The organism is Phenylobacterium kunshanense, assembly GCF_003254525.1.
Lineage (GTDB): Bacteria > Pseudomonadota > Alphaproteobacteria > Caulobacterales > Caulobacteraceae > Phenylobacterium > Phenylobacterium kunshanense.
Genome location: NZ_QFYS01000007.1, coordinates 111,467 through 133,121 on the forward strand (window position 1 = coordinate 111,467; position 21,655 = coordinate 133,121).

The window sequence follows — 21,655 nt, forward strand, 5'->3', positions numbered from 1 at the left end:
GCCTACTCCACCGCCGCCACCAGCAGGCGTCCGACCTCCGCGGTTCGGATGTCGTTGTGACCCTTGATGAAGTCGCACTTCAGGTTGTTCACGCCGGGGTTCAGCGCCGGAATGGCCGCGCCGGTGAGCACCTGGGCCGAGCCTTCCCCGGGCTTGAGGCGCAGCGCCCCATTGGCGCCGATGCCGCCGTGGATGTCCTTGGCGCCGCCGAACGTATCGGTCACGCGGATCAGACCCGCGGCGATCTCGTTCGAGGCCCGGGACGCGATGGCGTAGGCGACGCCCACGGCATGGTCGTTCCAGGTGTGGCTGATGGCGATCCGGCCGGTCACCTTGTTCTGGGCCACCACGGACCGGAAGGCGCCGTCCAGGCCGGGCTTGACGTTCACTCCTAGGCCGTTGTGCGAGAAGGCGCCCTGCAGCAGGGTCAGGCTGTGTGGGCGGGCGGCCATCGTCGCCGTGGCCGAGGTCACCAGTCGGGCCCCGAAGCTGTGGCCGATCATGTGCAGCCGGACGCCCGCCGGCACACCCTCTAGGTCGATGAGCCGGCCCAGCGACGCGCCGATCTTTCCCGCGCGCTTCTTGAGATTGAAGTAGGCCGCCTGGTTCAGCAACGTCGCCACCGCGGCGATCGGCCCGCTGAAAAGCCCCACCGCTGGCGATGCGCCGCCCGACAGGCCGAGCGCCGCCGCCTGCGCGCCCCCTGCTGCGGCGGCCGCGACGCCGCGCGCGCCAGCCGCCTGCAGCGCCTGGATCACCTGCTGTCCACTCGTGGAGGCCGACAGCAACTCGGCGTGCTCATCGGCGAGCTCCGGATCGGGGGCGTCGCCAGCCGTCATGGCCTTGCGCAGGGCCTTCAGCAGCGCGTCCTTGTCGCCCGAGGCGCCGGTGACCGCGAGGGTGGCCAGGGTCTCCAGGCGGTCGGCGCTGACGCCCAAGACGGGGGCAAGCTCGCGCGCCCGCTTCTGCAGCTTCACGAGGTCACCGTCGTGGGCGCCGGCGGCGGCGGCGGCGGGACCTTCCAGGACCGCATGGGTCTCCTGCGAGAGGTCGTCCTTGAACTGGTCCGAGGGCCAGTAGATGCCCGTAACGCCGAACTTGCGCCCTGCGAGCCGACCGGCCGCCGCCGCCTGCTGCTGCAGATGGGTGAGCATGGCCGTGTACATCGCCTGGGCGTCGTCCGGGTCCTGATGCCAGCCGTGCGAGATGACGATCAGGTCCGTCACGCCGGCCGGGAAGATCGGGCCGGTGGTGGTGCGCGCGCCGTCCTTTCGGAACTTGAGCGCGACGTAGGGCAGTCCGGCGAGCGCCGCCATCGAAGCCTCCTTCAGACCGATTGCAGCGCCCGCATGAGGTCGACCAGGCCGGCGCCCTGAAAGTCGCGCCGCCGCTTCAGGTCGGTGGCGCTGTTCATGAAGATCTCCTTCACCCGCTCAGGCTGGCCGAGGAACTCGCTTCGCACCGAGAGGAAGGCGGCGATGGCGCCCGACACGTGCGGGGCGGCCATGCTGGTGCCGGTCTCCTCGCGGTAGTAGGCCGCTCCCGACACATCCATGTTCTTGTCCCGCTTCAGCCGCGGGTCCTCGATCTTCAGCCGCTCCAGCGAGCCGGGGGAGGCCGCCGAGACGATCCGCTCGCCGGGCGCGACCAGGTCGGGCTTCTGCCGACCGTCGGCGGTCGGCCCCCGGGACGAGAAGTAGGAGACGCCATAGGTGTGCGGCTGCTCGGGGTGGGTGGAGCCAACGGTGATCGCCAGCTCGGCATTGCCCGGATCGGTGATCGACTGGTCCATGCCGATCGGCCGGCCGTTGGGCGAGGCGCGGGTCGCGATCATCGCCGAGCCGTCGTTGCCGGCGGCGGCCACCACCACCACGCCCTGTTTGACGAGGCGGTTCACCGCGACGCACAGGGGGCTTTGCCCCGCCGCGAACCACTCCGCCTCGAAACCGTAGCCGAGGCTGAGATTCAGGCCGTGGATGCGCGGCCAGCGGCCGTCGTCGTTGACACGCGCGATGTAGTCGATGGCCGAGAGCAGCGCGCTTTCGGAGCCCTTGCCGGCGGCGTCCAGCACCTTGAGGCACACCAGCTTCGCCTTGGGCGCCACGCCCTGGACGGGCCGTTCGCTGACGACGGCGCGGTTCACGATCTCGTTGCGCTCGTTCTTCTCGCGGCGGATCCGGTAGACGGGTGGGGCGGTCTTGGGGGCGTTCGCGGGATCGCGGGGCGGCTCGCTGCGTGGATCGGTCCAGGCGCAGGGCGAGGTCCCGGCGATGATGCCGGCCACATGGGTGCCGTGGCCGTAGTCGTCCCGGCCCCAGTCGTTCTCGCCGGTGAAGTCCTTGTGCTGCAGGGGCGCGCGAGGGCCGGGCCTGGGCGAGCGGGCGGGGGCCTTGCCAACCGCCGGCAGGTCCAGGTTCTCGTAGAAGACGAAGTGCGGGTGGTCGCGCTGGATGCCGCTGTCGGCGACGGCCCAGACGATCCCGTCGCCCGACGAGCCGAAGGACCGCAGGCAGGCGTCACCCTTGATGATGCGCACCGACCGGTCGAGGTAGGCCTCCAGCGGCCGGTCGGGCCAGACCTTGTAGATGTCGGGCGCGCGGCCCTCCTTGCTGGCGTTGGCCGCGTCGAGGCGGACCACCTCCATGAGCTGGTCCAGGGTTAGGGTCGCGAAGATGTGGTGGCGGCTGCTGTCGCGCGGCGCCATGCGGGCGCCGGGATCGCCTTCGATCACCTGCTCCACCAGCGACGCGACGCGCTCGTGGCCGGACTCCCGGTCGGCGTGCTTTTGGTCGAGGTTGATCTCGATGATCAGGGCGACGCGCGGCGGTTCGGCCAGGGCCTTGAGCCGGACGGTCTCCGGCCCCACGGCTTCGAATACCTTGGGCGAGATGATGTAGCGGGCGGAGTGTTTAGTCAGGCGCTCTCGATCCAGCCGGGTGGGCTGGGGCGGCTCATCGTCCCGGTCGGATTCCGCCATCGCTCTTCCCCGAAGTCCGCGCCTCGGGGAAGTTTAGGGTCGCAAGCCGGGCTCAAGTCAACTTTGCGGCGAGCCTCGACTGCGTCCGTCAGGCCCGGCCCGCCGTCCATCGTGCGACCTGCGCCTCCAGCACCGGGAGCGGCAAGGCGCCGGACCCCAGCACCATGTCGTGGAAGCTGCGCTGGTCGTACTTGGGCCCCAGGGCTCTCTTCGCCTGTTCCCGCAGGGCCAGGATCTTGACCATGCCCACCTTGTACGAAGTCGCCTGGCCCGGCATCACGAAGTAGCGGCGGATCTCGGAGCGGATCTTGCCCAGCGGCTGAGGCGAGTTGGCGGTGTAGAAGGCCAGGGCCTGCTCCTCGCTCCAGCCCTTGGCGTGGATGCCGGTGTCGACCACGAGCCGGATCGCCCGCCAGATCTCGCGGCCCAGGCGGCCGAAGTCGCTGTAGGGGTCCTGGTAGAAGCCCATCTCCTTGGCCAGCAGCTCGACGTACAGCGCCCATCCCTCGATGTAGGCGCCGTAGAAATACTGGCCGCGGAACTGCGGCAGGCCGGTCATCGCCTGGGCGGCCATGATCTGCATGTGATGGCCCGGCCAACCCTCGTGGTAGCAGGTGCCCTCCAGCTCATAGGTCGGCGTCGCCGCCGTGTCGGCGAGGTGCACGTAGAAGACGCCCGGCCGCGAGCCGTCGGGCGCGCCCGGCGAATAGTGCGCCGCGCCGCCCGGCTCCTCGCGGAAGCTCTCCACCCGCTTCACGATCAGGTCAGCCTTGGGCAGCTTGCCGAACTGCTCCGGCAGGCGGGCCTTCATGCCGGCGAGATAGTCCTCGGCCGCCTTCAGGTAGGTGGCCCGGCCCGCGTCGTCATTGGCCAGGTAGAAGCGCTTGTCCGTCCGCATGAAGACGAAGAACTCCTCCAGCGTGCCAGAGAAGCCGATCCTGGCCTTGAGGGCTTCCATCTCGCCGCGCAGTCGCTTCACCTCCGCCAGACCCAGGTCGTGGATCTGGTCTGCGGTCAGGTCGGTGGTCGTGATCGCCTGGAGCTGGGCGTTGTAGAACGCCGCGCCGTCCGGCAGCGCGCCGACGCCCTTCGGCTCGGCCGTCGTGTTCGCCCGATCGGCCTCCAGCCAGGCGGCCAGCCGTTCGTAGGCCGGACGCATCGTGCCGGTCATCGCCGCGGCCACGGCGGCCATCAGGCGGCCCTCGCGGGGCTGGTCGATCTTGCCCGCCTCGCGCAGCTTGCGGAGCTTGGTCTTGGCGTCGGCGAACAGGGCCGAGTCCTCTCCGCTGTCGAACGGGGCGCCGCGCATCAGACGGCGGACTTCCTCCAGCGACTGGTCGTAGGCGAAGCGTGGCGCCCGGACCCCTGCCGCCGCCGCGGCCTTGGCCCGCGCCAGTTGCACGTCGAGCGCGGGGCCGATCTGTTCCACCCGCGCCACATAGGCCTCCATGTCGGCGGGCGCGTCGACGCGGTGGGCGTTGATGATGAAGTTCGGCAGCCCCGTGTGCGGCCCGTTGCGGTCGAAGACGTAGTTATGGCCGCGCCATTTGAACGCCGTCTCAGCCCGTTGCAGTTCCAGGGCCCACATGTCGAAGGACACCCGCGCCTCTTCGCCAAGGCTCGCGGGGTCGAAGCGGGCCTTCATCGCGGCCACGCTCTTGCGTCGCCACTCCAGGGCGCGCAGGGCGGCCGCGTCGCTACGGTCGGTCAGCCGATCCTGCAGGTCCTTGCGGCCCATGCGGGTCAGCTCCTCGGGATCCATCCGCAGTTCCTGCTCGAACTCCGCGTCGAGGAAGGCGGTCAGGGCCAGGTCGGTCGAGGTGGCTGCACGGGCCAGGGGCGCGAGCGCGGTCGCGCCAAGGAGCCCCAGTCCGAAGTCCCGCCGTGAAATCCGCATGCCTGACGCTCCGTAAGCCGATCGGTCAGGAGGCGTAGCCGGGATCGCCCGCGGCCGACAACCGCATTTCGCGGCCGCCGGTCGTGGTCTCAGGGGGCTTCGTCGAAACGCCCGAGGACGAGCTCGGCGCGGAGCAGGCTGACCTCACCCACGGTCTCGTCGCGCAGGTCGGCCAAACGGCCAACCAGCGTGCGCTTCTGGGTGCTCAGGCCTTCGAAGAGGTCCGAGATCTGACGCTTGGGATCGTCGGCAAGATGCTTGAGCCGCTCCACCAGCGCCACCAGCGCCGCATGGTCGCGATCAAGCAGGTCCGCGATCTCGGCCAGCGCCTCGGCGCGGCCCATCAGGTGGTGCAGGCGTGAGCCCAGACCAGGGTCGTTCACTCTAAACTCTCCGGAGACAGGGGGAGGTCTCTGAACGGGTATCTAGGGGCGAATGGGGCTGAAACTTGATGAAATGCGCCAATGCGGCGACGCGCCGCAGGTTTGCGACGGGGGAAGGTCGGTCATCAGGTCCGACTGGGGGGCCGCGCGTTTCGGGCGTCAGACTCTGGAGGCGCAGCGACGCACTGGAGGAATTCGGTGACGGATGGGCGGCTCTGGCTGGCGGGCGGCGTCCGGCGGGGAATCAGATCCAGAATTCGGGCAAGTCGGCGGAACATGATCAATCTCGGGTTGCCGATCGAAAATATCGCCGAATTCCGATAGCGCTTGATCAATTGCGCCACTCGTTTGGAGCGTGACAATCGGTCTCGCCGATCAAGAGTTGTTCTGGGCGCCGGCCTTGCGCCGCGCGGAGGGCGGCACGCCGTAGCGCTGCTTGTACCAATGGTTGAACGCGGCCTGACTGGCGAAGCCGAGCAGGCCCGCCACCTCGGCAAGCGGCCGGCGCGATCCCTCGACATAGCTCTCGCCGAGGATCTCCCGCGCGCGGTCCAGCACGGCGGCGAAGCTCGCGCCCTCCTCGGCGAGCCGACGTTGAAGCGTGCGGACGGTGAGGCCAAGGTCCTCGGCGACCTGCGGCAGGTCGCAGCCGCCCTCCGGCATCCGCCGGATGACGATCTCGGTCACGTGATCGGCGAGGGCGCCATGGGAGCTGCGAAGGAGCGCCTCTGCCCGCCGCTCCGCCTGTTCGGCGGCGCCGGCATCGGCTCCGGGCACGGGCGCCTCCAGCAGTCCGGCCGGAAAGAGGATGCCGTTGAACGACTGATCGAACTGCACCTCGCAGCCGAACAGCCGCTCGTACGGCCTGGCAAGACTGGGCTTCTGACGACGGAAGCACACGCACTCCGGACGCCAGGCGGGCCCCATGATCTCGCTGAGGTTCAGGTGCGTGGCGGCGACCGAGAGATCCTCCAACGTCTGCATCATAGCGGGAGGGCCCGTCTCGTGGGTGTTCAGGTGCAGCTCGACGAAATCTCCCGCGCGCTCGACCGTGATCCAGATGCCGTCGGTGTGCAGCCGCGTGTAGCGGCGCAGGGCGGTGATCACGTCACCGAGCGTCGCCTGGTCGCGGGTGACGAGGCCGAGGACTCCCCAGGTGGCGACCCGGCGCCCGCGGGCCAGCCGAAGCCCGAGATCGGGGGCGTCGCCTCGCGCGGCCGCATCCATCAGCATGCGGCCGAGGCCGGACAGGGGTATTCGCAGATTGGGATCGTGGAACGCTTCCACGGGCAGGCCGGCGCGAGTGGCGAGCGCGTCGGCGTCCAGGCCGAGCTCGGCGGCCAGCTTCGGGAAGCCGGCCAGGGCGGAGCTGCGGATGGTCCTGGCGGTCTGCACACGCCCAGACAGGCTCAGGGCCTGGGCGCGGTCAAGCTCCGTTTCCGTAAGGTCAGGCCGCCTCGCTCCAGCGGCCGTAACGCATCAGGGCCTCGGCCAGGCGGTCGCCGCGGATCGGCTTGGAGAGATGCGCGTTCATGCCCGCCTCCAGGCAGGCCTCCACGTCGGCCGCGGTGGCCGCCGCGGTCAGGGCGACGATCGGCGTCTGGGCATGTGGCGACGGCAGGCTGCGGATCGCCCGGGTGGCTTCGATGCCGTCCATCACCGGCATATGGATGTCCATGAAGACGAGGTCGAAATCCGCGTCCTCTACCGCCCGCACGGCCTCGGCGCCGTCCTTGCAGCAGACGATCTCGCAGCCATAGGCCTCAAGGTAGACCTTCGCGACCTCCTGGTTGACCAGGTGGTCGTCCACGACCAGCACTCTCGGCGGGCGCTCGTCGGCGGGGGCGGCGGTCTCGGCCTCGAACGAGGCGCGGATCGCGGGAAATTCGATCCAGAAGGACGACCCGCCGCCGGCCCGCGGCTCGTAGCCTATCCGCCCGCCCATGAGCGCCATCAGATCCCGGCTGATCGCCAGGCTGAGCCCCGCGCCGTCATGTCGGCGGGTCGTCGACGAGTCGGCCTGCTGGAAGGGCGCGAAGAGGCGTTCGGCGGCGTCGGGCGGCACGCCGACACCGGTGTCCGATACGGCGATCCGGAACAGATCCGCCTCGCCGTCGCCCGGCGTCACCGTCATGTCGATGCGCACCTGGCCCGCGTCGGTGAACTTCACGGCGTTGGCCACCAGGCGCAGCAGCACCTGGGCGAGCCGACGCGAGTCGACGAGGTGCATCGCCTGGCTGGCGTCCGGTAAATCGGCCTCGATGGCGATCGGCTTTTCGGCGACCAGCGTGCGGCCCATGGCGGCGGCTTCCATAATGACGTCGGCGACGTCGGTCGGGGCTGGATCGAGACGGAGTTGGCTGGCGTCCAGTTGCGATGCGTCCAGGATGTCGTCGACGAGACAGGCCAGCGCCTCGGCCGAGGTCCGGATCTTTTGGATGGATTCACGGGCCTGGCCCGGCAGACGGGGCAGTCGTTCCAGCGCCTCGGCGTGGCCCATCATGCCGTTCAGCGGCGTCCGCATCTCGTGGCTCATGACGGCCAGGAACCGGGTCTTGGCCGCGGCCGCCGCGTCGGCCTTGCTGCGCGCGAGGCGCGCGGCGTCCAGCGTGCGGGCGAGGCTGCGGCGCGAGCGATCCCGGTCGGCGACCAGCGCCGTCGCCGTGAGGCCCGAGACAGTCACGATCATCAGGAACATCTGCAGGACGAGGATGCGCCGGCCCATGTCCGAAGGCTGGTCCAACGCGATCGGGCCATAGCCGCTGATCGTCAGGCTCGCTGAAACGAATGCGACGATGACAATGGTCGTCGCCACGCAAGCGGGGCTGAGCACAAAGGGGGCAAGCACCACGCCCATGACAACCAGCAGGATCAGCGTGTTGACTTCCTGCTGGACGAAGATCGCGGCCGTACCCAGTCCTATGGCCGCAATCAGGGCGAACCGCGGGAGCCGCGAGCCGACGACCGTCCCGAACCTCGCAGGCCGGGCCAGGAGCAGGCAGGCGGGCAGCGCGATGCTCATGCCCAGGAAGTCGCCGATCGCCCAGGCGACCCACTGATCCAGCAGTGGTGTCCCCACGATCTGGTGCAGCGTCAGGGCGCCGACGGTTCCAGCCGCAGCCGTCGCCGGCAGGATGGCGAGGAGCACCAGCCGCGTAAGACGGCGCAGTCGCGTAACGTCCAACGCTCCGCCGCAGAACCGTCGGGCAAGACTCGCAGCCAGGAACGCCTCGGTCACGTCGATGCTCGCGATGATCACCGACGGCAGGATGTCGTTCGACCCGAGGAACCGCGAGGCCAGGAAGTCCGTGATCAGCGCTACGACCGCGACAGTCAGTCCCGCTCGCCGAGACAACAGCAGCAGCGCCGCTGCCAGCACGCCGTTGCAGAGCCAAAGGACCGCCAGGCCGCCCGTGGCCGTGGTCCAGGCGTAGCCGGCAAGCGCGAGGCTCACATAGGCGGCGGCGAATGCGCCTGCGAGGCCGGCAGGGCGCGCGGCCTGGCCGTCCCGGAACGGATCCAGCCTCCAACCTCGGCGAACCTCGCCCCCGCTCAACACCGCGCCTCCCAGGCTTCTCGCGTCCAAGGTGTCGCTCACCACCCTCTTACAATCTGGTTGCAGATGTCGCGACATTTCGTCTGGGGCCGTTTTGGCCCGGGCCGCGGCGCGGTCACGCTTGCAGAACAAAAATAGAACATTATCCTGTCGGCATGCCGGCCCTCGATCTCAAGCGCAAGCTCGCCATCCTGTCTGACGCGGCGAAGTACGACGCCTCCTGCGCCTCGTCAGGCAGTGTGAAGCGCGACTCGCGGAGCGGGAAGGGAATGGGGTCCACCGATGGCGGCATGGGCATCTGCCACGCCTATGCGCCCGACGGGCGGTGCATCAGCCTGCTGAAGATCCTGCTGACCAACTTCTGCGTCTACGACTGCGCCTACTGCGTGAACCGGGTCAGCTCGAATGTGGCGCGGGCCAGGTTCACGGCCGAGGAAGTGGTCGACCTCACGCTCGGCTTCTACCGCCGCAACTACATCGAGGGGCTGTTCCTCTCGTCCGGCATCATCCGCTCGCCCGACTACACGATGGAGCAGATCGTGCGCGTGGCGAAGCTGCTGCGCGAGGTCCACGACTTCCGCGGCTACATCCACCTGAAGGTGATCCCGGAGGCGGCGCCGGCTCTGGTGAACGAGGCCGGCCTCTACGCCGACCGCCTGTCGATCAACATCGAGCTGCCGAAGGACGAGAGCCTCGCCTCCCTGGCGCCCGAGAAGGATGTCGTCGGCATCAAAAAGGCCATGGGCGCCGTCCGCGTCTCCGAGGAGGGCGCCAAGGAGAAGGGGCGTAGGGCCCGGCCCCCCAGGTTCGCCCCCGCCGGCCAGTCCACCCAGATGATCGTCGGCGCCGACGCGGCCACCGACGGGGCGATCCTGAAGCGGTCGGAGGGGCTCTACGGCGCCTATGGCCTCAGGCGGGTTTACTACTCGGCCTTCTCGCCGATCCCGGATTCCACGGCGCGCCTGCCGGTCCAGCGGCCGCCACTGGTGCGCGAACACCGGCTCTACCAGGCCGACTGGCTGATGCGGTTCTACGGCTTCGCCCGCGCCGAGATCGTGGAGGAGGGCGAGGACCTGGACCTCGCCGTCGATCCCAAGCTGGCGTGGGCGCTGAGGAACCGCGGCGCGTTCCCTGTGGACGTGAACACGGCCGACCGGGAGCGTCTGCTCCGGGTGCCCGGTCTTGGGGTGAGGTCGGTGGACCGGATCCTGGACGTGCGGCGGTTCAAGCGCCTGGAACTGGCGGACGTGAAGCGCCTTACCCGCGGGGTGGAAAAGCTGAAGCCGTTCCTGGTCACCGCCGACTGGTCGCCCGGAGCCCTGACCGACGCCGCCGACCTCCGCGGCCGCCTGGCGCCCGAGCCGAAGCAGATGGAGCTGTTCTGATGGAGGTCGTCCGGCTCGCCCACGAAACCGACCTCGCCGGCTGGCGCGCCGCGGCCCGTTCCCTCCGCGCCCGACACGTGCCGCCGGCGCGGGTGCTGTGGACGGTGGACGGCGGGGCCAGCCTGTTTGCCGCCGCGGCCGAGGCGCATTCGCCCGAAGCCGGGAAGGCGACCTTCACCGTCCCCAAGGCCTTCGTGGACCTGGCGGACGACGTCGTGCTGCATCGCTCGGACGAACGGTTTGATCTGCTCTACCGGCTTCTGTGGCGGCTGCAGGACGAGCCGGACCTGCTCCACGTCGTGACCGATCCAGACGTGGCGCGGGCGAACGGCCTCGCGCGCGAAGTGGACAAGGCGGCGCACAAGATGAAGGCGTTCGTCCGCTTCCGGCAGGTCCACGATGAGGCCGGCGAGGCGTTCGTCGCCTGGTTCGAGCCGGCGCATCGGGTCGCCGAGCGCACGGCGTCCTTCTTCGCCGCCCGGTTCGCGAACATGCGGTGGTCGATCCTGACGCCGGATGTCTGCGTGCACTGGGACCGGGGAACCCTCAGTTTTACGCCCGGCTCCGATCCAGCGGATGCGCCGCGGGCGGATGCGCTCGAGGACTACTGGCGCACCTACTACGCTTCGATCTTCAATCCGGCCCGGCTGAAGGTCGGCGCCATGAAGAAGGAGATGCCGGTGCGCTACTGGCGGAACCTGCCCGAGGCGGCGCTCATTCCCGAGCTGATCGCTCGCGCCGAAAGCCGAACCGCCGACATGGTCCGCCAGGCCCCCTCCGAACCCAGCCGCCGCATCGTGAAGGCGGCCGTCCGCGCGAGCCGCGACGCGCCCTGGGACGGCCAGGCCCCAACAAGCCTGGAAGAGGTGGCCGCCGGCGTCGACCATTGCCGCCGCTGCGACCTCTGGCGCGACGCGACGCAGGGCGTGCCTGGCGAGGGGCCGCTGCGCGCCCGGCTGCTGTTCGTCGGCGAGCAGCCTGGCGACCAGGAGGATCTGGCGGGACGGCCCTTCGTCGGTCCGGCGGGACAGGTGCTGGACCGCGCGCTGGCCGAGGCCGACGTTCCGCGCGCCGAAACCTACGTCACCAACGCCGTGAAGCACTTCAAGCACGAGCTGCGCGGCAAGCGGCGGATCCACAAGACGCCCGACGCGGGAGAGGTTTCGGCCTGCCGCTGGTGGCTGGACGCCGAGCGGCGGCTTGTGCGGCCGCGGGTGATCGTCACCCTTGGCGCGACGGCGGCGTTGGCGGTGTTCGGACGGCCGATGCCCATCGCCCGCTCACGCGGCCACGCCCAGCAGTTGCCGGACCAGGCCCAGGGCGTCGTGACCTATCACCCATCCTACCTGCTGCGCGTGCCCGACGCGGCGGCGAAGGCGCGGGCCTATGCAGAGTTCGTCGACGACCTGAAGCTCGCCTGGTCGCTGGCCGAGGCTCGGGCGGCCTGAAGGATCAGACCGACCCCTTCTTCTCGATGACCAGGATGCGCGCCTCGCCCACGGGGGCGGCCACATGCTCGTCGCCCAGGTCGGCCACGAGGAAGTCGCCGGTCTGGAGCCGCACCAGCTTCTCCTCGCCCGCCTCGCGCCAGCGCATGTCGACGGCGCCGTCCAGCACCACGAAGACCTCTGCGCCATCGTTCACGTGCCATTTGTAGGGCTGGTCGGTCCAATGCAGCCGCACGCTGGCGCCCTCGATCTCGGCGATGTCGCGCGCCCCCCAGGGGCGGTCGGCTGTGAAGGTGCGGATGTCGGTGACGGGCGTGGCCATGAACGCGCATGTGGCCCGTCCCGCGCGCCGCGCCAAGGGGTCACCCTCGGCCGCGAGCCCATAGCGCGTAGCTCCCGCCGAGCAGCATGGCCGCAAGCCCGGCGCCGAAGAAGGCGGCCTGGTAGCTGGCGCTGTCGGCGACCAGCCCAAACGTCAGCATCAGAACGCTGGTCCCGCACTGCATGACGAAGCCCTTCAGCGAGGCGACGGTCGCCCGGGTCTCTGGATTCAGGGCGTGCTGGAACCTGGCGTCGGCATTGGTGTCGACCAGCCAGTAGAGGGCGACGAACGCCAAGGGGAGAACGATGGACCAGACCTGGAAGGTGGCCGCGGCCAGCGTCAGGCACGCCCCCGCTATCGCCAGCAGGACGCACAACCCGGTCAGCGGCAGCCGCCGCAGCCTGTGCGCCTGCCAGGCCGCCAGGGCGCCCACGGCCGACAGGCTGGCGACGAACAGGGCGATGCCTGGCTTCGTGAGGCCGACCTCCAGGCCGAAGAGCTGCCAGTAGTCAGAGCAGGCATAGGTGATGGCCTGCATCCCCGCGATGAACAGCAGGAGCGCCGGCACGTCCGGCCGGCTCGCCGCCTCCTTCGCGCCGCGCGCCAGGTGGCCCAGGAAGTCCCAGCGCCCGACCGCCAGGACCTTGGGGGCCTGGGGGATGCTCATGGCGGCGATGGCGGCTGCGAGCCCCGCGGCGACGCCGGCCCAGATCAGGGCGTCATAGCCGAGGCCCGCCGCGACGGCCGCGCCCAGCGAAGCGGCGACCACGCCTGAGAACCGCGCAGCCTGGGTGCGCCCATAGACCGTGACGTACTCGCCCTGCCGCTTGAGGGCCGCCAGTTCGTCATAGATCAGCGCCTCGAAGCAGCCTGACAGCGAGGCGCTCTTCATGCCCCACAGCATAAGGCCGATAAGGAAGCCCCAGAAGTTGGGGAAGGCGATCCAGATCATGAACCCGACCACTCGCAGGAGCTGGGCGATGGCCAGGATCCAGCGCCGCGACCAGCGGTCGGCCAGAACGCCGCATGGCGCCTCCAGCACCACGCCCACCATCGACCAGGAGGCCAGCACGATGCCGATCTGCGCCGGCGTCAGGCCGCGCTCGGCGAACATCACCGTGTAGAACGGGGCGATAAGGACGAAGGCGTCGAAGAACCTCAGCGCGCAGGCGCTGAGCAGCAACCGGTTCAGGCGTTGAACCCGGCTTCGGCGAAGTCCAGCATGCGGCTGAGCAGGGCCGCGACGTCACCCTCGCGGGTCAGGCCTTCCGACAGATGGTGCAGGCGGTCGAACTCCGCGAAGCGGTTGTTGTGGACCATGCCCAGGCAGAAGTGCAGCCGCCAGTAGACGTCTTCCTTCGGCAGGTCGGGCCGGGCCGCCATCAAGGCGTCGGCGAAGCGGGCCAGGTGCGAGACATCGTTTCGCAGGACCTCCCGCATGTCGGCGGTGCCCTCGGACCGGGCGCGGATGATGAACTGCACCGAGATCCGCCTGTCGTTATCAGGCGCGCCCCAGCGCAGCGGCGGGGCGAAATAGGCCTCGAGGATCTCGCGCACGGGAGGCTTGCCGGCATGGCGGGCGTTGGCCTCATGCAGCATCTTCGCCCGCTCGCGGTTCAGCTCGCTGGTGCGGCGGCGGAAGATCTCGAAGAGCAGCGCGTCCTTCGAGCCGAAGTGATAGTTCACCGATGCCAGGTTGACGCCCGCCTCGGCGGTGATGTCGCGCACGGAGACGTTCTGGAATCCGTGCAGGGCGAACAGCCGCTCGGCGGCGTTGAATACCGCCGCCTTGGTGGCCGCCTGGGCCTCGTCGGTCTCGGGAAGGTCCTGTTGGAGCAGGGGATCGGTCATGCGAATCCCTTAAGGGCGTAGGGAAGCTTAGGTCCAACGTCCGCGGACGCCAAACCGCCGCCTCATCAGCGGGCCAGCTCCTTCATCGCCTTCTCCAGACCCTCCAGCGTCAGCGGGAACATCCGGTCGCCGACCAGCTGTTTCATGACGCCGATCGAGGGAGTGTAGTCCCAGTGGCGCTCGGCGGTCGGGTTGAGCCAGACCATGTGCTCGTAGATCTGCGCGACGCGGTCCATCCAGATCGCGCCGGCCTCCTCGTTCCAATGCTCGACCGAGCCGCCGGGATAGGTGATCTCATAGGGGCTCATCGTCGCGTCGCCGACGAAGATCACCTTGTAGTCGTGCGGGAACTTATGCAGCACGTCCCAGGTGTTCATCTTCTCGGCGTGGCGCCGCCGGTTGTCCTTCCACACGCTCTCATAGAGGCAATTGTGGAAGTAGTAGAACTCCATGTTCTTGAATTCGGAACGCGCGGCCGAGAACAGCTCCTCGCAGATCTTGATGTGCGAATCCATGGAGCCGCCGACGTCCAGGAACAGCAGCACGCTGATCTTGTTGCGCCGCTCGGGCCGAAGGTGGATGTCCAGATAGCCCTTCTCGGCGGTCCCCTTGATGGTCCCGTCCATGTCCAGCTCGTCGTGCGAGCCCTCGCGCACCCACTTGCGCAGACGGCGCAGGGCTACCTTGATGTTGCGGGTGCCGAGTTCGACGCTGTCGTCGAGGTTCTTGTACTCGCGCTGGTCCCATACCTTGATCGCGCGTCCGTGCCGGCCCTTGTCCTGGCCGATGCGGATGCCTTCGGGGTGGTAGCCGTTGGCGCCGAAGGGCGAGGTGCCGCCGGTGCCGATCATCCGGTTGCCGCCTTCGTGGCGTTCCTTCTGCTCCTTGATGCGCTCGGCGAGCGCCTCCATCAGCTTGTCGAAGCCGCCCATGGCCTCGATCTGCGCCTTCTCTTCCTCGGTGAGGAACTTCTCGGAGATCTTCTTCAGCCACTCGGCGGGGATGTCGTGGGCGATCCCCTCGTCGACCTTGTCCAGGCCCTTGAAGACATGGCCGAAGACCCGGTCGAACTTGTCGAGGTTCTTCTCATCCTTCACCAGCGCCGAGCGCGACAGGTAGTAGAAGTCCTCGACCGAGCGGTCGATCACGCCCTTGTCCATCGCCTCCATGAGGACGAGGTATTCCTTGAGCGTCACCGGCACCTTGGCTTCGCGGAGCTCGGTGAAGAAGCGCATGAACATCGGGGACGTCTCGCGTCGAACGGCTGTTTGAACGCGAAGGATGGGGCGGCGTCGCCCCGATGTCCAGTGCGGCGGGTTGGCCAGCTAGGCCTCGGCGTTCTCCAGCGCCTTCAGCTTACGCCAGACGGTCATGCGCGAGACCCCCAGGCGGCGGGCGATCTCGACGGGGCCGACCCCGGCGCGCTGCAGGGCGAAGATCTCGTGGGTGGCGGCGGTCGGGCGACGCCGACGGACGCCCGCGGGCTCCAGGTCGGCCACGGCCTCCAGCACGGCGCGGAGCGCGCTACCGGCGGCGCCGTCGCTGGAAAGCTCCGGGGCGAGCACGTGGAGGCTGGCGCCCCGTGCGTCCAGGCGGTCCAGCGCGTCCAGCAGGCCGCGGCCGTTCAGCGCCAGCCGGTCGAGCCGCGTCACCACGAGTTGGTCGCCCGCGCCGATGAAGTCCAGGATGGACGACAGCGTCTCGCCGTCGCGGCCAGGCTCCTCGGCCCGAACCACCTGACAGCCGGCGGCCTTCAGGGTCGCCGTGTCCTCGTGCGCGGTCGCATCCCGCAATCGAACATAGCCGATCCTCAGCATCCCCACCGCCGATCTCGCGAAACCTCAGGCCCGTCGAGGGTCAGAGTCCCAAATGGCGGGCCTCACGCCAAGACGGCGTGAGGTTAAATCTCGGCAATGAAGCTGCGTGACCGACATCGATCTAGGCGAAATTGTGTCGATCTTCGCCCAATTGTGACGCCGCTAGAGAATAACTTTCCGCGGACCGACGAAGGATGAATTCGCGGTCCACCGTCTTGCCGACGGGGAAGCCGTATTCTCCGACCTTCTCGAAGCCATGGCGCTCGTAGAACCGTTGCGCCCCGTAGTTCTCGGACCAGACGCCGATCCAGACGTCGCGCGGGCCGTCCTTCTGCAGCCAGTCGATCACCTCGGCGAACAGGCGCCTGCCCAGGCCGCCGCCCTGGTGGTTCTTCAGGAAATAGATGCGCTTCAGCTCGCCGCTGGCTGGCGTCACCTCATCGTGGGGCAGGCCGCAGGGGCCGGCCAGAGCGTAGCCGATGGCCACGCCGTCGGACTCGACCAGCCAGGACGCCTTGGCCGGATCGGCGAGGTCCGCGCGGGTGCGTTCGAGGCCGTAGGCTTCGGCGAGATAGGCCGCGAGGTCGGCCGGATCGTAGAGGTGCGCGAACGTCTCTACGAACGTCCGCGCTCCCAGGGCGGACAGGGCTTCAGCATCAGCGGGGCCAGCCCGCCGGATCGCGGCATCGGCTGGAGGCGAATTCGGGTTAGGATGAGACATGACCGTCGCGCTCTACACCCATCAGGACATGTTCGACCACCGTCCTGGCGAACGTCATCCGGAGCGGCCCGAGCGGCTTCGCGCGGTGATCGACGCCCTGGAGGACGCCGACCTCGATCTCGCCCCCTTCGACGCGCCGCTGGTGGAGCAGGCCGACCTGCTGCGCGCGCACGACACCGCCTACGTCGATCGCATCGTCCGGTCGGCGCCGACCAGCGGGGTGCTGGAAGCTCGACGCGGACACCTTCATGTCCGCGGGAAGTCTCCAGGCGGCTCGGCGAGCCGCCGGTGCGGTGGTCCAGGCGGTGCGCGACGTGGCCGCGGGTGGGGCTCAGCGGGCCTTTTGCGCCGTCCGGCCGCCCGGGCATCATGCCGAACCCGGACTGCAGATGGGCTTCTGCCTGTTCTCCAATGTGGCCGTGGCGGCGCTCGCGGCCCAGGCGGCTGGGCTGCGCAAGGTGGCGGTCGTGGATTTCGACATCCACCATGGCAACGGAACCCAGGCGGCCCTTGGCGGGCGGCCAGGGCTGCTGTTCGCCTCCATCCAGTCCTGGCCCATGTGGCCCGGCACGGGCCATCCGTCGGAACTGGTCCCCGACAACGTCGTCAACGCGATCTCGCCCGACGGTGCGGAACCGGAGGTCTGGCGCCGCGCCTTCGAACGCCTGATGGACCGCGTGGACGCGTTCGCCCCGGACATCATCCTGGTGTCCGCCGGCTTCGACGCCCACCGGCGCGATCCGGTCGGTCACGGCAGCCAGCGCCTGGAGGCCGAGGACTTCGCCTGGGCGACGCGGGCGATCGCCGACGTCGCGAACCGCCATGCCAAGGGTCGGGTTGTGTCCTCCCTCGAGGGCGGGTACGACCTCGAAGCTCTAGGCCAGTCAGCTCTCGCGCATGTGAGGGCGCTCGGCGAAGGGTGAGGGACAGGGGCGCCGGTGCGTTCTCGGGATCGATGGCCGTCATGACCGCCGATGTCGCCACGCCGGCCCCTATGAGGCACGGCGCCATTGTCCTTGCCCGGCATGGAGAGCCGGCGCTTTCGCGGAAGGTGCGGCTGACCGCGGCCGAGTACCGCGAGTTCTGGGCCACCTATGAGGTCATGGGCATCCTCCCGGGCCAGACGCCGCCGGAGGCCCTGAAGGTGTTCGTCGCCGAGTGCGGGGCCCTGGTCTCGTCGACCCGGCTTCGCGCCATCGAGAGCGCCCATGCCCTGGCGGGCGAACGTCCCTTCGAGCGGCACGACCTGCTGATCGAAGCGCCGCTGCCGCCTCCCAATTTCCCAGGCTGGATCAGGCTGCATCCGTCGGCCTGGGGATTCCTCGCCCGGGTGTGGTGGTGGTTCCTGAACCATCATGAGGGGCAGGAGACCCGCAGCGAGGCCGAGGCTCGCGCCGACCGGGCGGCGGCTTTGCTGATCGGCCTGGCCGCCAGCGGGGAGAACGTGGTGGTGCTGGCGCACGGCTTCTTCAACTACATGATCGGCCGGTCGCTGAAGCGGCTGGGCTGGAAGCTCGTGAGAAGCGAGGGCTACAAGTACTGGTCCATGCGCCGCTTCGAGCGGGGATGACAGGTCCGGGTCAGGCGCCTAAACACGTTCCCATGTCAGAGCCCGCCGACATCTCCGCCATGACCTTCGAGACCGCGCTCGCCGAGCTGGAGCAGATCGTCGCGCGCCTGGAATCGGGCCAGGCGCCGCTCGAGGACTCGATCCGGATGTACGAGCGCGGCGCCGCGCTCAAGGCGCACTGCGAATCCCGGCTCGAGGCGGCCCGGCTGCGGGTCGAGAAGATCGTGATGGGCGCGAACGGGGCGCCGGGCGTAGAGCCGGCCGAGTTCGGTTGATGGATCTGGCCCAGCGTGTCGCCGAGGCCGCCGACCTCGTTACCGTGGCGCTCGACGAGCTGCTGCCGAGGGCCGACGGCCCGGAGAGCCGACTGACCGAAGCCATGCGCTATGCGGCGCTGGGGCCCGGCAAGCGGCTGCGGACCTTCTTCGCCCTTGAGACGGGCCGCATGTTCGACCTGGACGAGGGCTCGGTCCTGCGGGCGGCCTGTGCCCTTGAGTGCATCCACGCCTATAGCCTCGTGCACGACGATCTGCCCTGCATGGACGACGACGACGTCCGCCGCGGCCGACCGACGGTGCACAAGGCCTACGACGAGATGACCGCCGTGCTCGCGGGCGACGCCCTGCAGGCCGCGGCCTTCGAGATCCTGAGTCATCCCGACACCCATTCCGACGGCCATGTCCGCGCCGAGCTGGTGGCCCGCCTTGCCCTGGCCTCCGGCGCGCGAGGTATGGTCGGCGGCCAGATGATCGACATGCTAGGCGTGCGCGAGGATCTGGGCGGGGTCGCCCGGATGCAGCGCCTGAAGACCGGCGCCCTGATCGCCTGCGCCTTCGAGCTGCCCCTGGTGATCGCCCACGCCCAGGAGGGGGAGCGGCACGCCCTGATGAACTTCGCCCACGACCTGGGTCTCGCCTACCAGATCGTCGACGACCTGCTGGACGCCGAAGGGGAGTCCGAGTCGATGGGGAAGGCGGTCGGAAAGGACGTGGCCAAGGGCAAGGCCAACTTCGTCACTCTGCTGGGCGTCGACGCCGCGCGCGAGCGGCTCGGCCTGCTGAAGACTCAGACGAAATCTCACCTGGATCCATTTGGCCCCCGGGCTGATTTCCTGCGGGCGAGCGTCGATTTCGTGCTAGAGCGCCGCCACTAGCTTCCGAGGACGTCCGCGTTCCATGCCGCCTGCCACGCCCCTGCTCGATACGGTCTCCTCGCCTGCCGACACCCGCGACTTCTCGATCGCCCAGCTTCGCCAGCTGGCCGACGAACTGCGCGCGGAAACCATCGACGCGGTGTCGCAGACGGGCGGCCACCTTGGCGCGGGCCTGGGCGTCGTGGAGCTGACCGTCGCCCTGCACCATGTCTACGAGACACCACAGGACATCCTGATCTGGGACGTCGGCCACCAGGCCTATCCGCACAAAATCCTCACCGGCCGCCGGGACCGGATCCGCACCCTGCGCCAGGGCGGCGGCCTGTCGGGATTCACCAAGCGGTCAGAGAGCGAATACGACCCCTTCGGCGCCGCCCATGCGGCCACCTCGATCAGCGCGGCGCTGGGCTTCGCCGCCGCCCGTGACGCGAAGGGGCAGGACAACAAGGTCGTTGCCGTCATCGGTGACGGCTCCATGAGCGCCGGCATGGCCTACGAGGCCATGAACAACGCGCACGGCACGACGAAGCAGCTCACCGTCGTGCTGAACGACAACGACATGTCGATCGCGCCGCCGGTCGGGGGCATGAGCGCCTATTTCGCCCGCCTGGTTTCGGGCGGGGGCTATCAGTCGATCCGCAACCTCGGCAAGTCGGTGGCCAAGGCGTTCCCCCGGCCGATGCGCGAAGCCGCCCGCAAGGCGGAGGAATTCGCCCGCGGCATGGTGACCGGCGGCACCTTCTTCGAAGAACTGGGATTCTACTATGTCGGGCCGATCGACGGTCACGACATGGACGCCCTGGTCCATGTGCTGCAGAACGCCCGCAAGATCGACGACAAGCCGGTGCTGGTCCACGTCGTCACCCAGAAGGGCAAGGGCTACGCGCCCGCGGAGAACGCGGCCGACAAGTACCACGGCGTGGTCAAGTTCGACGTGGTCACGGGCCAGCAGGCCAAGGGCAAGGCGGGCGCCCCGCAGTACACCAAGGTTTTCGCCCAGGAGCTGATCAAGCACGCCGAGCGCGATCCGAAGATCATGGCGATCACCGCGGCCATGCCGTCGGGCACTGGCCTCGACCTGTTCGGCGAGAGGTTCCCCGACCGCACCTTCGACGTGGGCATCGCCGAGCAGCATGCCGTGACCTTCGCCGCCGGCCTCGCGGCCGACGGGATGAAGCCGTTCTGCGCGCTTTATTCCACCTTCCTGCAGCGCGGCTACGATCAGGTGGTCCACGACGTGGCGATCCAGGGCCTTCCGGTGCGCTTCGCCATCGATCGTGCGGGGCTGGTGGGCGCGGACGGGGCGACCCATGCCGGCTCGTTCGACATCGGCTACCTCGGCGCCCTGCCGGGCATGGTCATCATGGGCCCGTCCGACGAGGCCGAGCTGGCGCACGCCATCGCCACGGCCGCGGCGATCGACGATGCGCCCAGCGCCTTCCGCTATCCGCGTGGCGAGGGGACTGGCGTGGCCATCCCCGAGCTCGCCTCGCCGCTGGAGATCGGCAAGGGGCGCATCGTGCGAGAGGGAACGGCGGTGGCCATCGTCTCGTTCGGGACGCGCCTCGCCGAAAGCCTGAAGGCGGCCGACCTGTTGGCCGCACGCGGCCTGTCGGCCACCGTCGCCGACGCGCGCTTCGCCAAGCCGCTGGACCTCGACCTGCTGCTGCGGCTCGCCCGCGAGCACGAGGCGCTGATCACGGTGGAGGAAGGCTCGGTCGGCGGCTTCGGCGCCTTCGTCCTTCACGCCCTGGCCCAGCACGGCGCCCTGGATCGCGGGCTGAAGATCCGCACCCTGACGCTGCCCGACATTTTCCAGGACCACGACAAGCCCGAGGCCATGTACGCCCAGGCGGGGCTCGACTCCGAAGGCATCGCCCGCGGCGCGCTGAACGCCCTCGGCATCGACAATGTGTCCGCCAAGGGTCGGCGGGCCTAGAAGCTCCAGCCGCACGACACGCCCGCCGCCGCGCCTTCCTTGCCCATGGGATCGCGCGAGCCGGCCGCACGCAGCTTGCAGCCGTTCTTCGGCCGGCGTGAGAGATCGAAGTCCGGATCCTTGGCGATCCTGCCCTGACGGCTGAGATCGAGGCGTGGGCTTGGGCCGTCGCGCGCGGCGCCGGCCTCGGCCAAGGCTGCGCGGCAGCGTTCGCGTTCCTCGGCCGTCAGGCGCGACGGATCGCCAGGCGGGCAACCGAGCCTGCCGCGCAGGGCGCGGCTCACCCCGGCGGACGGCTCGGCGGGCGCGGCGGGCAGGGGCAGAGGTGTGGCGTCCGGCGGTATGTCCGCCGCGGGTCTGGGCGCGGGGCGCGAGCGACTTGACCCCGGCTCCTCGGCGCGTGGCTCCGACCGGGATGGCCGCCGAGGCGCCAGGGTGATGAGTTGCACGCTCAGCGATGGTGTCTCGACCGGCGGCGAGCTTCGGCCGAGCAGCCAGATCGCCAAGCCCAGCAGCGCGATGTGCGCCGCCAGGGAGACCACACCGGCCGTCGTCCACGCCACCCGCCCGGCGCCACGTCCCCCACGCATTCCGTGCACCCCCCGGCCCGCAAAGCTTGGACGCGAGGGGGCGCGG

At 69.4% G+C, this 21,655-nt stretch carries 21 protein-coding genes; 7 read left to right on the forward strand and 14 right to left on the reverse strand.

The genetic code is table 11. From position 1 onward, the window contains the following. Positions 1 to 2: 2 nt before the first annotated feature. The 6 genes from DJ019_RS15545 to DJ019_RS15570 form a co-directional block, all read right to left on the reverse strand. Complete coding sequence (locus tag DJ019_RS15545) at positions 3 to 1,316, reverse strand: hypothetical protein (RefSeq protein WP_111276979.1); 1,314 nt, start codon at positions 1,314 to 1,316, stop codon at positions 3 to 5. An 11-nt stretch (positions 1,317 to 1,327) separates the two neighbouring features. Continuing rightward, positions 1,328 to 2,977 (reverse strand): S8 family peptidase, encoded by a 1,650-nt coding sequence (locus tag DJ019_RS15550; protein WP_111276980.1) that lies wholly within the window; start codon positions 2,975 to 2,977, stop codon positions 1,328 to 1,330. Between the two features lie 88 nt (positions 2,978 to 3,065). After that, entirely contained in the window at positions 3,066 to 4,874 is a 1,809-nt protein-coding gene (locus DJ019_RS15555; RefSeq protein WP_111276981.1) for a DUF885 domain-containing protein, read from the reverse strand. Positions 4,875 to 4,963: 89 nt separating this feature from the next. Continuing rightward, positions 4,964 to 5,257, reverse strand: coding sequence for a hypothetical protein (locus tag DJ019_RS15560; RefSeq protein ID WP_111276982.1), 294 nt, complete (start codon positions 5,255 to 5,257; stop codon positions 4,964 to 4,966). A gap of 375 nt (positions 5,258 to 5,632) precedes the next feature. Next, a complete protein-coding gene (locus DJ019_RS15565) occupies positions 5,633 to 6,652 on the reverse strand; it encodes an AraC family transcriptional regulator (RefSeq protein ID WP_111276983.1) in 1,020 nt (339 codons plus the stop codon). 52 nt (positions 6,653 to 6,704) lie between these two features. After that, positions 6,705 to 8,855 carry a response regulator gene (locus DJ019_RS15570; protein ID WP_165844037.1) on the reverse strand — a complete coding sequence of 717 codons (2,151 nt, stop codon included), beginning with the start codon at positions 8,853 to 8,855 and terminating at the stop codon, positions 6,705 to 6,707. A 113-nt stretch (positions 8,856 to 8,968) separates the two neighbouring features. Between DJ019_RS15570 and DJ019_RS15575 the strand changes: the two genes are divergently transcribed. Beyond that, positions 8,969 to 10,198, forward strand: coding sequence for a putative DNA modification/repair radical SAM protein (locus DJ019_RS15575; RefSeq protein ID WP_111276985.1), 1,230 nt, complete (start codon positions 8,969 to 8,971; stop codon positions 10,196 to 10,198). Then, complete coding sequence (locus DJ019_RS15580; RefSeq protein WP_111276986.1) at positions 10,198 to 11,646, forward strand: UdgX family uracil-DNA binding protein; 1,449 nt, start codon at positions 10,198 to 10,200, stop codon at positions 11,644 to 11,646. The genes DJ019_RS15575 and DJ019_RS15580 overlap by 1 nt, the downstream gene beginning before the upstream one ends. A gap of 4 nt (positions 11,647 to 11,650) precedes the next feature. On the opposite strand, the gene DJ019_RS15585 is transcribed toward DJ019_RS15580, so the two are convergent. The 7 genes from DJ019_RS15585 to DJ019_RS21415 form a co-directional block, all read right to left on the reverse strand. Next, a complete protein-coding gene (locus DJ019_RS15585) occupies positions 11,651 to 11,968 on the reverse strand; it encodes a cupin domain-containing protein (protein ID WP_111276987.1) in 318 nt (105 codons plus the stop codon). A 40-nt stretch (positions 11,969 to 12,008) separates the two neighbouring features. After that, complete coding sequence (locus DJ019_RS15590; RefSeq protein WP_165844038.1) at positions 12,009 to 13,151, reverse strand: MFS transporter; 1,143 nt, start codon at positions 13,149 to 13,151, stop codon at positions 12,009 to 12,011. A 5-nt stretch (positions 13,152 to 13,156) separates the two neighbouring features. Next, positions 13,157 to 13,819 carry a TetR/AcrR family transcriptional regulator gene (locus DJ019_RS15595; protein ID WP_111276989.1) on the reverse strand — a complete coding sequence of 221 codons (663 nt, stop codon included), beginning with the start codon at positions 13,817 to 13,819 and terminating at the stop codon, positions 13,157 to 13,159. A 65-nt stretch (positions 13,820 to 13,884) separates the two neighbouring features. Continuing rightward, the gene (locus tag DJ019_RS15600) at positions 13,885 to 15,060 is read right to left on the reverse strand and encodes a vWA domain-containing protein (RefSeq protein WP_111276990.1); all 1,176 of its coding nucleotides are present in this window, start codon (positions 15,058 to 15,060) and stop codon (positions 13,885 to 13,887) included. An 84-nt stretch (positions 15,061 to 15,144) separates the two neighbouring features. Next, positions 15,145 to 15,636: a recombinase family protein gene (locus DJ019_RS15605; RefSeq protein ID WP_111276991.1), complete on the reverse strand. Its 492-nt coding sequence runs from the start codon at positions 15,634 to 15,636 to the stop codon at positions 15,145 to 15,147. A 121-nt stretch (positions 15,637 to 15,757) separates the two neighbouring features. Beyond that, entirely contained in the window at positions 15,758 to 16,357 is a 600-nt protein-coding gene (locus DJ019_RS15610) for a GNAT family N-acetyltransferase (RefSeq protein ID WP_111276992.1), read from the reverse strand. After that, positions 16,344 to 16,607: a hypothetical protein gene (locus DJ019_RS21415; protein ID WP_240606507.1), complete on the reverse strand. Its 264-nt coding sequence runs from the start codon at positions 16,605 to 16,607 to the stop codon at positions 16,344 to 16,346. Before DJ019_RS21415 ends, DJ019_RS15610 begins: the two co-directional genes overlap by 14 nt. Here DJ019_RS21415 and DJ019_RS15615 point away from each other — a divergent pair. The 5 genes from DJ019_RS15615 to dxs are packed head-to-tail and all read left to right on the forward strand — an operon-like array spanning position 16,606 to position 21,019. Further along, positions 16,606 to 17,280 (forward strand): arginase family protein, encoded by a 675-nt coding sequence (locus tag DJ019_RS15615; protein ID WP_240606508.1) that lies wholly within the window; start codon positions 16,606 to 16,608, stop codon positions 17,278 to 17,280. The genes DJ019_RS21415 and DJ019_RS15615 overlap by 2 nt on opposite strands. 41 nt (positions 17,281 to 17,321) lie before the next feature. Further along, positions 17,322 to 17,927 (forward strand): histidine phosphatase family protein, encoded by a 606-nt coding sequence (locus tag DJ019_RS15620; protein ID WP_240606509.1) that lies wholly within the window; start codon positions 17,322 to 17,324, stop codon positions 17,925 to 17,927. A 32-nt stretch (positions 17,928 to 17,959) separates the two neighbouring features. Continuing rightward, entirely contained in the window at positions 17,960 to 18,202 is a 243-nt protein-coding gene (locus DJ019_RS15625; protein ID WP_111276994.1) for an exodeoxyribonuclease VII small subunit, read from the forward strand. Continuing rightward, positions 18,199 to 19,080 carry a polyprenyl synthetase family protein gene (locus DJ019_RS15630; protein ID WP_111276995.1) on the forward strand — a complete coding sequence of 294 codons (882 nt, stop codon included), beginning with the start codon at positions 18,199 to 18,201 and terminating at the stop codon, positions 19,078 to 19,080. Before DJ019_RS15625 ends, DJ019_RS15630 begins: the two co-directional genes overlap by 4 nt. Positions 19,081 to 19,102: 22 nt before the next feature. Beyond that, complete coding sequence (gene dxs / locus DJ019_RS15635; protein ID WP_111276996.1) at positions 19,103 to 21,019, forward strand: 1-deoxy-D-xylulose-5-phosphate synthase; 1,917 nt, start codon at positions 19,103 to 19,105, stop codon at positions 21,017 to 21,019. On the opposite strand, the gene DJ019_RS15640 is transcribed toward dxs, so the two are convergent. Beyond that, entirely contained in the window at positions 21,016 to 21,609 is a 594-nt protein-coding gene (locus DJ019_RS15640; protein WP_133255316.1) for a hypothetical protein, read from the reverse strand. The genes dxs and DJ019_RS15640 overlap by 4 nt on opposite strands. Positions 21,610 to 21,655: the final 46 nt, after the last annotated feature.

What these genes read in the sequence shown, in the direction of transcription:
- DJ019_RS15545 (WP_111276979.1), bottom strand. Translation starts at nt 1,316, where the DNA reads ATGGCGGCGCTCGCCGGACTGCCCTACGTCGCGCTCAAGTTCCGAAAG.
- DJ019_RS15550 (WP_111276980.1), bottom strand. Translation starts at nt 2,977, where the DNA reads ATGGCGGAATCCGACCGGGACGATGAGCCGCCCCAGCCCACCCGGCTG.
- DJ019_RS15555 (WP_111276981.1), bottom strand. Translation starts at nt 4,874, where the DNA reads ATGCGGATTTCACGGCGGGACTTCGGACTGGGGCTCCTTGGCGCGACC.
- DJ019_RS15575 (WP_111276985.1), top strand. Translation starts at nt 8,969, where the DNA reads ATGCCGGCCCTCGATCTCAAGCGCAAGCTCGCCATCCTGTCTGACGCG.
- DJ019_RS15580 (WP_111276986.1), top strand. Translation starts at nt 10,198, where the DNA reads ATGGAGGTCGTCCGGCTCGCCCACGAAACCGACCTCGCCGGCTGGCGC.
- DJ019_RS15585 (WP_111276987.1), bottom strand. Translation starts at nt 11,968, where the DNA reads ATGGCCACGCCCGTCACCGACATCCGCACCTTCACAGCCGACCGCCCC.
- DJ019_RS15595 (WP_111276989.1), bottom strand. Translation starts at nt 13,819, where the DNA reads ATGACCGATCCCCTGCTCCAACAGGACCTTCCCGAGACCGACGAGGCC.
- DJ019_RS15600 (WP_111276990.1), bottom strand. Translation starts at nt 15,060, where the DNA reads ATGTTCATGCGCTTCTTCACCGAGCTCCGCGAAGCCAAGGTGCCGGTG.
- DJ019_RS15605 (WP_111276991.1), bottom strand. Translation starts at nt 15,636, where the DNA reads ATGCTGAGGATCGGCTATGTTCGATTGCGGGATGCGACCGCGCACGAG.
- DJ019_RS15610 (WP_111276992.1), bottom strand. Translation starts at nt 16,357, where the DNA reads ATGTCTCATCCTAACCCGAATTCGCCTCCAGCCGATGCCGCGATCCGG.
- DJ019_RS15615 (WP_240606508.1), top strand. Translation starts at nt 16,606, where the DNA reads ATGTCCGCGGGAAGTCTCCAGGCGGCTCGGCGAGCCGCCGGTGCGGTG.
- DJ019_RS21415 (WP_240606507.1), bottom strand. Translation starts at nt 16,607, where the DNA reads ATGAAGGTGTCCGCGTCGAGCTTCCAGCACCCCGCTGGTCGGCGCCGA.
- DJ019_RS15620 (WP_240606509.1), top strand. Translation starts at nt 17,322, where the DNA reads ATGACCGCCGATGTCGCCACGCCGGCCCCTATGAGGCACGGCGCCATT.
- DJ019_RS15625 (WP_111276994.1), top strand. Translation starts at nt 17,960, where the DNA reads ATGTCAGAGCCCGCCGACATCTCCGCCATGACCTTCGAGACCGCGCTC.
- dxs (WP_111276996.1), top strand. Translation starts at nt 19,103, where the DNA reads ATGCCGCCTGCCACGCCCCTGCTCGATACGGTCTCCTCGCCTGCCGAC.
- DJ019_RS15640 (WP_133255316.1), bottom strand. Translation starts at nt 21,609, where the DNA reads ATGCGTGGGGGACGTGGCGCCGGGCGGGTGGCGTGGACGACGGCCGGT.